Origin of the sequence: Saccharomonospora iraqiensis subsp. paurometabolica YIM 90007 (assembly GCF_000231035.2) — a bacterium.
Classification (GTDB): Bacteria; Actinomycetota; Actinomycetes; order Mycobacteriales; family Pseudonocardiaceae; genus Saccharomonospora; species Saccharomonospora paurometabolica.
In genome coordinates this window covers 103,260-110,713 of record NZ_KI912185.1, presented here as the reverse complement: position 1 = coordinate 110,713, position 7,454 = coordinate 103,260, and the positions used below count along the sequence as shown (strand labels likewise).

Genomic DNA, 7,454 nt, shown 5'->3' with positions numbered 1-7,454 from the left:
CGCCGCGCAGCTCCGCGACCAGGTCGGCCAGTTCCGCGCCGTGCACGTCGGTGTCGACGGCCCGGCGGAACCGGGCGAGCTGGTCCGGAGCCAGGTGGAAGCAGCCGCCGCCGACGCGCAGCCCCGCCGGGCCGACCTCGACGTAGAACGCGCCACCGCCCCGGCCCCGTTCGACGACCGCTGCGCAGTGCGTCTTGTACGGGCTCTTGTCCCGGGCGAAGCGCACGTCCCGGTACGGGCGGAACACCTTGCCCTCACCGAAGTCGCCGAACTCCTCCAGCAGCTCCGCCAGCAGCGCCTCCATCGGCGTCCGGACGTCGGTGGTGTAGGTGGGCAGATGCTCCTGCCAGTAGGCCTTCGAGTTGTCCACCACGAGCCCGTCGAAGAAGTCGATCGCGTACTCGCCGAAACCGGTGAACGCCATGCGCCCACGCTACGTCGGTCCGGTCCGGGCTCAGTAGGCGAGGCCGAGGACCCACGCGCCGAGGGTGTACGCGGCGAGAGTGATCAGCACCAGCCCCAGCACGTTGAGCAGCACCCCGCCCCGGATCATCTGCCCGATGCGGACGTGGCCGGACCCGAAGACGATGGCGTTCGGCGGGGTCGCGACCGGCAGCATGAACGCGCAGGTCGCGGCCATCGCGGCGGGCACGGCGAGCACCATCGGCCCGTGGCCGAGCCCCACGGCGACCCCGCCGAGGATCGGCAGGAACGCCGCGGCCGTGGCGGTGTTGCTGGTCAGCTCGGTCAGGATCAGCACGAGCAGGGCCGCCGCGGCGGCCAGCAGGATCAGCGGCAACACGGACAGCCCGCCGACCTGCTCACCGATCCACTCGCTCAGGCCGGTGTCGGTGAACCGGGTGGACAGGCTCAGTCCACCCCCGAACAGCAGCAGGATGCCCCAGGGCAGGGTCTTGGCCGTGTCCCAGTCGAGGGTGCGGACCCCGGCGCGGGCGTCCACGGGCAGCAGGAACAGCACCACGGCCGCGGTCATCGCGATGCCCGCGTCGGAGACGTTGCCCAGCCACGGGACCGCCCCGGCGACCGCGTCGACGTCGGCCAGCGCCGGGATGGCGATCCAGGACACGGCCGCGAGCACGAACACGGCCAGCGCGTTGCGTTCGCCCCGGCTCATCCGCCCCATCTCCCGCAACTGGCCGCGGATCAGCTCGCGGCCGCCGGGCAGGGAGCGCAGGCGCGGCCGGAACACCACACGGGTCAGGACCAGCCAGGCGAGCACGAGGAACACCGCCGACACGGGCAGCCCGAACAGCATCCACTCCCCGAACGTCAGGGTGATGTCGAAGTTCTCCTCCAGGTAGCCGACCAGCAGGGTGTTCGGCGGCGTACCGATGATCGTGGCCAGCGAGCCGATCGAGGCCGCGTAGGCGATGCCGAGCATGAGCGCCGTGGCGAAGTTGGCATCGCCCTCGCCGTCGCCCAGCTGGGAGACCAACCCGAGCACCGACACCCCGATCGGCAGCATCATCACCGCGGTGGCCGTATTGCTGACCCACATGCTGATGAACGCCGTGGCGAGCATGAATCCCGCGACCAGCCGCACCGGTCCCGTCCCCACGGCCAGCACGGTGCGCAACGCGATCCGCCGGTGCAGGTTCCAGCGCTGCATCGCCAGGGCGATCAGGAACCCGCCCATGAACAGGAAGATGATGTCGTCGGCGTACGGGGCCGCGACCTCGCCGATCTCCCCGACGCCGAGGAAGGGGAACAGCACGAGCGGCAACAGGGCCGTCACCGCCAACGGCAACGCCTCGGTCACCCACCACACGGCCATCAGCACCGCGACGGCGGCGGTCACCCGGCCGTCCGGGGACAGGCTCGTCGGCAACAGCAGGTAGGTGAGCACGGCCAGCACGGGGCCGAGCACGATCCCGGTCCACTGTCTGCGCACCCCGGAGGTCTCCCCGCCGCCGGTGTCGGTGCCGCCCGCACCCCGCGCCTCGCCCCTGGCCTCGCCCCGGACGGATTCCGCCATCACGCACCTCCACGCCGAGTGTGCGCAACGTAGCGCATCGGCGTCGGTCGATCACACCGACGAGTGAGGGAGAAGCGGTCGCGCCCTCCCCCGCCGGCCGGCCCCGGAACACTGGCGGGGGTCGCCGCGTCCCGGGGCCGGCCGGGGGAAGGGAGGTGGGGGAACCGTCAGCCGAAGAAGACCTCGGCCTCGGCGTAGCGCTCCGGCGGTACGGTCTTCAGCTCGGCGGTGGCCTCCGCCAGCTTCACCCGGACGATGTCGGTGCCGCGCAGGGCCACCATCACGCCCTGGTCCCCGTCGGCGACGGCGTCCACCGCGTGCAGGCCGAACCGCGTGGCCAGCACCCGGTCGTAGGCGGTCGGGGTGCCGCCGCGCTGGGTGTGGCCCAGCACGACCGCGCGGGACTCCTTGCCGGTACGGTGGGCGATCTCGTCGGCCAGCCAGTTGCCCACCCCGCCGAGCCGGACGTGCCCGAAGGCGTCCGTCTCACCGGTCTGCAGCACCTCGGCCCCGCCCTCCGGCAACGCCCCCTCGGCGACCACGATGATCGGTGCGTACTCCCGCTCGAACCGGCGCCGGACCCACTCGACGACCGTGTCGACGGAGAACGGGCGCTCCGGCACCAGGATGACGCTCGCGCCCCCGGCCAGGCCGGAGTGCAGCGCGATCCAGCCCGCGTGCCGGCCCATCACCTCCACCACAAGGGCACGGTGGTGCGACTCGGCCGTGGTGTGCAGGCGGTCGACGGCCTCGGTGGCGATGTGCACCGCGGTGTCGAAGCCGAAGGTGTAGTCGGTGGCGGCGAGATCGTTGTCGATGGTCTTCGGAACGCCGACGACCCGCACCCCGTCCGCGGTGAGCCGGTTCGCCACGCCGAGCGTGTCCTCGCCCCCGATCGCGATGATCGCGTCGATGCCCTTGTCGGCGACCACCGACCGGATCGCCTCGACACCGCCCTCCTCCTTGTAGGGGTTGGTGCGGGACGAACCGAGGATGGTACCGCCCCGGGTGAGGATGCCCTCGACGTCGTCGCGGGTCAGCCACCGCCCCTCCCCCGTGATGGCCCCGCGCCAGCCGCTGCGGAAACCGAAGATCTCCCAACCGTGCGTCTCGATGCCCTTCAGCACCACCGCGCGGATCACCGCGTTCAGCCCCGGGCAGTCGCCCCCACCGGTCAGCACGCCGACTCGCATCACCACGACACCTCTCCGGTTGTCCTCCGTCACATTTTCCGGTCGCCAGCCTATCCCGGCGGGGTCTTGATCGGTGCAGCGGACCACCGGCCTGGTAGGGTCCGGTCCGTGCAGCGCTTCGCTTTCTGGTTTAGCGGGCCGGCCCGGGGTGGGCCGGTCGGCGACGGCGTGCGCTGACCACCGACCATTCCGAGCCGGACGACGACAAGCCGGCTCGGCGGTCACGGTCGGGGCGGCTTGTGGAAAGGAAGCCCATGACCCCCACGGCCGAACCGGACCGTCCCGCGACCGCGGTGGACGCCTCCGACCACACCGACCCGGTGCACACGCTGGACGACCAGCGCATCACGGGTGTCAGCCCGTTGCTCTCCCCGGCCCTGCTGCGTCAGGAACACCCCGTGGACCCCGGGGTCGCCAAGACGGTCGCCCAGGGCAGGCGGGACGTCGTCGACATCCTCGACGGCCGGGACGACCGGTTGCTGGTCGTCGTCGGCCCGTGTTCGGTGCACGATCCGGCCGCCGCCCTGGACTACGCGCGCAGGCTGGCCGCGCACGCCGCGACCGTGGCCGACGAACTGCACGTCGTGATGCGGGTGTACTTCGAGAAGCCGCGCACGACGCTGGGCTGGAAGGGACTGGTCAACGACCCGGACCTGGACGGCAGCTACGACGTCAACAAGGGGCTCCGGGCGGCGCGCAGGCTGCTGCTGGACATCTCCGCGCTCGGCCTGCCCGTCGGGACCGAGTTCCTCGACCCGATCACTCCGCAGTTCCTCTCCGACACCGTGACCTGGGGGTCCATCGGCGCGCGCACCGCGGCCAGCCAGGTGCACCGGCAACTGTGCAGCGCCCTGTCCATGCCGGTAGGGATCAAGAATTCGACCGACGGCGACGTGCAGGTCGCCGTGGACGCCACCAGGGCGGCCGCGGCGAGCCACGTGTTCGCCGGGGTCAACGCCGACGGCCTCGCCGCGCTGCTGACGACGTCCGGCAACCGGGACTGCCACGTCATCCTGCGCGGCGGCTCGGGGGGACCGAACCACGACCCGGACACCGTCGCCGACACCCGCACCCGGCTGCGCGCGTCCGGCCTGCCCGAACGGGTGCTCGTGGACGCCAGCCACGGCAACAGCGGCAAGGACCACCAGCGGCAGGCCGACGTGGTGCGCGAGCTCGCCGCCCGCGTCGGCACGGCCGAGCCCGGTGTGGCCGGTGTGATGCTGGAGAGCTTCCTGGAGGCCGGGCGGCAGGATCTCACCCTCGGCCACGCGGACGATCTGACCTACGGCCGCAGCATCACGGACGCGTGCCTGGACTGGCCCACCACGGCCACCCTCCTGGACGAGCTCGCCGCCGCCGTCCGCGCCCGGCGCCGCTGACGGCCCCGCCGGACGGTGCCGTGAAGGCCCCCTTCCCTGCGCCGGATGCCGTGAAGGGGGCCTTCGCTGCGTCAGGTGCCGTGAAGGGGGCCTTCACGGCGGCACAGGCAGGGAAGGGGGCCTTCACGGCACAACCTCTACCGGGTGGGGAAGGCGCGACGGCGGGTGAGGTCCTGGCGGACCTGTTCGAGGACGCGCCAGCGTTCGAGGTTGTGGCGGGCGTCGGCCAGGGCGTCGTGGGCGTCGTCGGGTGCGCCCGGCAGCCGGGGCCTGCCGAGGTCCTCCCACCGTTGCCGCAGGTCGCGGGTGAAGCGGGGGAGGACACGCGGCATCGCCGGCATGGGCCCCCACAGCTGCGCGAGCACCACGTGGTCGTAGGCCGCCAGCCACGCCCACAGCTCGATCCCCTCCGCTGGCTCGCCGAAGAAGTCGAGCAGGTCGGCACGGATGCGCTCCCGCCCGCGCCACGCCCGGTCCCCGGGCGGGGGGAGCTTGGTCAGCACGTGCTCGCGCACCCACGGGCCCGCCTTGGCGGGGTCGAACTCCGTCGACACGGCATAGAACTCGCGTCCCGTCTCGTCCACGACACCGATCGAGACCAGGTCGATCGTCACGCCGTCCTCGATGAACTCGGTGTCGTAGAAGAACCGCACGCGGGCACGGTACTCGACGGGGCACCGGCCCCGGCCGGGTGGATCAGCTCGCCTTCGACTCCGGGATCCGGGCGGCCTCGCCCGCACCGCCCTGCGCGGGGACCGCGGGACGGGCCCCGGCCTGCCCGGCGGCCTGCAGTTCCTTGGCCTTCGCGGCGTAGACGTCGACGTACTCCTGACCCGACAGTTCCATCAGCGCGTACATGATCTCGTCGGTGATCGACCGTTCGATGAACCGGTCCCCGGACAGCCCCTCGTACCGGGAGAAGTCGAGCGGCGTGCCGAACCGGATCTCGATGCGGCGCGGCCACCACAGCCGCGAACCGATCGGGTTGACCTTCTCGGTGCCGACCATCGCGACGGGAACCACCGGGGCCCGCGACTCCAGGGCGATCCGTGCGACGCCGGTCTTGCCCTTGTAGAGCCTGCCGTCGGGCGACCGGGTGCCCTCCGGGTAGATCCCGAGCAACCGCCCCTCACGCACCAGCCGGACGGCGGTGTCGATCGCGGCCTGGGCCGCCGAACCGCTGGAGCGGTCGATCGGGAACTGGCCGACCCCGGAGAAGAACCACTTCTTGAGCCTGCCCTTGAGGCCCGGCTCGGTGAAGTACTCCTGCTTGGCCGGAAAGGTCACCCGGCGGGAGACCCGCAACGGCATGAAGAACGAGTCCGCGACCGCCAGATGGTTGCCCGCGAGGATGACCCCGCCCTCGTCGGGAATGTTCTCCAGCCCGGTGACCTTGGCGGGCCACAACAGCCGCATCACCGGCCCCGGCAGCACGTACTTCATGAACCAATACAGCACTGCGGGGTCCCTCCTCGGTGCGCACGACGAACGGCGGCGCCGGAGCCGCCGACCGGTCAGCTTACGAATCCCCGAGGAGACGGCACAACCGCGGCACCCGGCGGCACCGACCACGGCGATCGAGATCACAGCGTCCCGGCACACCGGTGTCGGCGTGGCCGCGGCGGCGAACCGGACCCGCGGTGTCCCCGGCGACGCCGAACGCCCCGGTCCCTCCCGCCATCACCCTCACGGTACCGCCTCGCGGGACCTCCCGTCCGTGCGAACATTGGGGGGACACAGCTCGACGGAAGGACGACCGGGCATGCCTGTGCTCTGCCCCGCCGCGCCGCTTCCCCGTACCGGTGGGCCCGGGACCGCGCTTGAGCGCGGCGCACACGTGGCAACCCCGGACCACGACGCGCGGATCCGCGGGCGCGTCGGGTACTCCGTGAACTCGGTCAGACAGGTGGGTGTCCGATGAACCCTACGTCAGGCGCGGACGGGCCGGAGGACGTCGACGCCACGTTCGAGCGGATCGTCGCGGACCTGCGGGCGGAGGGTCTCGGCGCGGACGCGGACGCGCTCGCCGACGACCCGGACGACGACCCCGGACCCGGGGGGACGACCCGGGACGTCGACGGGGACGACGACGTCCCGGACGGGACCGCCGGAGCGGGCCCCGGTGACCGGTCGGGCACCCCGCGCCGGGGGACCTCCCGCCGGGCCGACGGGGGCGGAACGGTCCCCGGTGCGGGCGCGGGCTGGCGCGAAACCGACACCGACTGGGACGACACGCTGTTCGGCGACGACCCCGCGGACGACGACGAACACTTCGTGCCCCCGGAGCCGCCGCCTCTCCCCCGACCGCGCAAGGGCGCGTTCGTGGTGCTGCTGTTCTTCGTGGTCGGGATCCTCCTGCTCGCCGCTCCCGGCGTGTTCGGGCTCGGCGGTTCCCTCGGGCTGCCACTGGGATTGCTGGCGGTGGCCAGCGGGATCGCGTTGGCGCTGCTGCGCGTCCGTCAGGGCCCACCGGACGGCGCCGATCCCGACAACGGCGCCCAGGTCTGAGACGACCGGGGCCTCCGCCGGGTGCACCGGGTGGGTTCACCCGGGCCGGGGTTCACCGGGAGCGCAGTGCGTCGAGCACCCGCCACAGCGCCGAGGGCCCGGTCACGGCACATCCCTCCGCGCGGGCCCGGTCCCGCAGCCACCGGTCGGCGGTGACCACCACGACGTGGTCGCGTGGTCGGTCCGCGCGCAGCCCCCGCACGGTGCGCACGATCTCGCCGTCCGCGTCGGCGGGTGCCGCCCGCACCTCGACGTCCGCGGTGCCCGCCACGTCCGCCGCCGTGCCCTCGGTCACCAGCGTCACCCGCGGCCACCACCGCCACGCGGACTCCAGCGCGACGCCGAGGGCACCCGGTTCGGCACCGGTGCGCGCGAGCG

7 protein-coding genes and 1 pseudogene are annotated in these 7,454 nt (G+C 72.8%); 2 read left to right on the top strand and 6 right to left on the bottom strand.

From position 1 onward, the window contains the following. The 3 genes from SACPADRAFT_RS24520 to SACPADRAFT_RS0200600 all read right to left on the bottom strand — a co-directional run. Positions 1-424, bottom strand: a 424-nt coding sequence (locus tag SACPADRAFT_RS24520) for a DUF2461 family protein (protein ID WP_007025681.1), incomplete at its 3' end; no start/stop codon positions are given. Between the two features lie 30 nt (positions 425-454). Beyond that, on the bottom strand, positions 455-1,996 hold the full coding sequence (locus tag SACPADRAFT_RS0200605) for an SLC13 family permease (RefSeq protein ID WP_007025682.1): 1,542 nt from the start codon (positions 1,994-1,996) through the stop codon (positions 455-457). A 167-nt stretch (positions 1,997-2,163) separates the two neighbouring features. After that, positions 2,164-3,189 carry a 6-phosphofructokinase gene (locus tag SACPADRAFT_RS0200600; RefSeq protein ID WP_007025683.1) on the bottom strand — a complete coding sequence of 342 codons (1,026 nt, stop codon included), beginning with the start codon at positions 3,187-3,189 and terminating at the stop codon, positions 2,164-2,166. Positions 3,190-3,443: 254 nt separating this feature from the next. Here SACPADRAFT_RS0200600 and SACPADRAFT_RS0200595 point away from each other — a divergent pair, with 254 nt between their 5' ends. Then, positions 3,444-4,568 (top strand): 3-deoxy-7-phosphoheptulonate synthase, encoded by a 1,125-nt coding sequence (locus SACPADRAFT_RS0200595; RefSeq protein WP_007025684.1) that lies wholly within the window; start codon positions 3,444-3,446, stop codon positions 4,566-4,568. A gap of 137 nt (positions 4,569-4,705) precedes the next feature. Here SACPADRAFT_RS0200595 and SACPADRAFT_RS0200590 read toward each other — a convergent pair whose 3' ends face one another. Both SACPADRAFT_RS0200590 and SACPADRAFT_RS0200585 read right to left on the bottom strand, forming a co-directional pair. After that, the gene (locus tag SACPADRAFT_RS0200590; protein ID WP_007025685.1) at positions 4,706-5,221 is read right to left on the bottom strand and encodes a polyadenylate-specific 3'-exoribonuclease AS; all 516 of its coding nucleotides are present in this window, start codon (positions 5,219-5,221) and stop codon (positions 4,706-4,708) included. Between the two features lie 43 nt (positions 5,222-5,264). Continuing rightward, positions 5,265-6,026: a lysophospholipid acyltransferase family protein gene (locus SACPADRAFT_RS0200585; protein WP_007025686.1), complete on the bottom strand. Its 762-nt coding sequence runs from the start codon at positions 6,024-6,026 to the stop codon at positions 5,265-5,267. A 459-nt stretch (positions 6,027-6,485) separates the two neighbouring features. Between SACPADRAFT_RS0200585 and SACPADRAFT_RS0200580 the strand changes: the two genes are divergently transcribed. Beyond that, positions 6,486-7,076: a hypothetical protein gene (locus SACPADRAFT_RS0200580; protein ID WP_007025687.1), complete on the top strand. Its 591-nt coding sequence runs from the start codon at positions 6,486-6,488 to the stop codon at positions 7,074-7,076. A gap of 52 nt (positions 7,077-7,128) precedes the next feature. Here the strand turns inward: SACPADRAFT_RS0200580 and SACPADRAFT_RS24515 are convergent. After that, positions 7,129-7,454 (bottom strand): annotated as a pseudogene (locus SACPADRAFT_RS24515) (ADP-ribose pyrophosphatase); the annotation flags it as partial.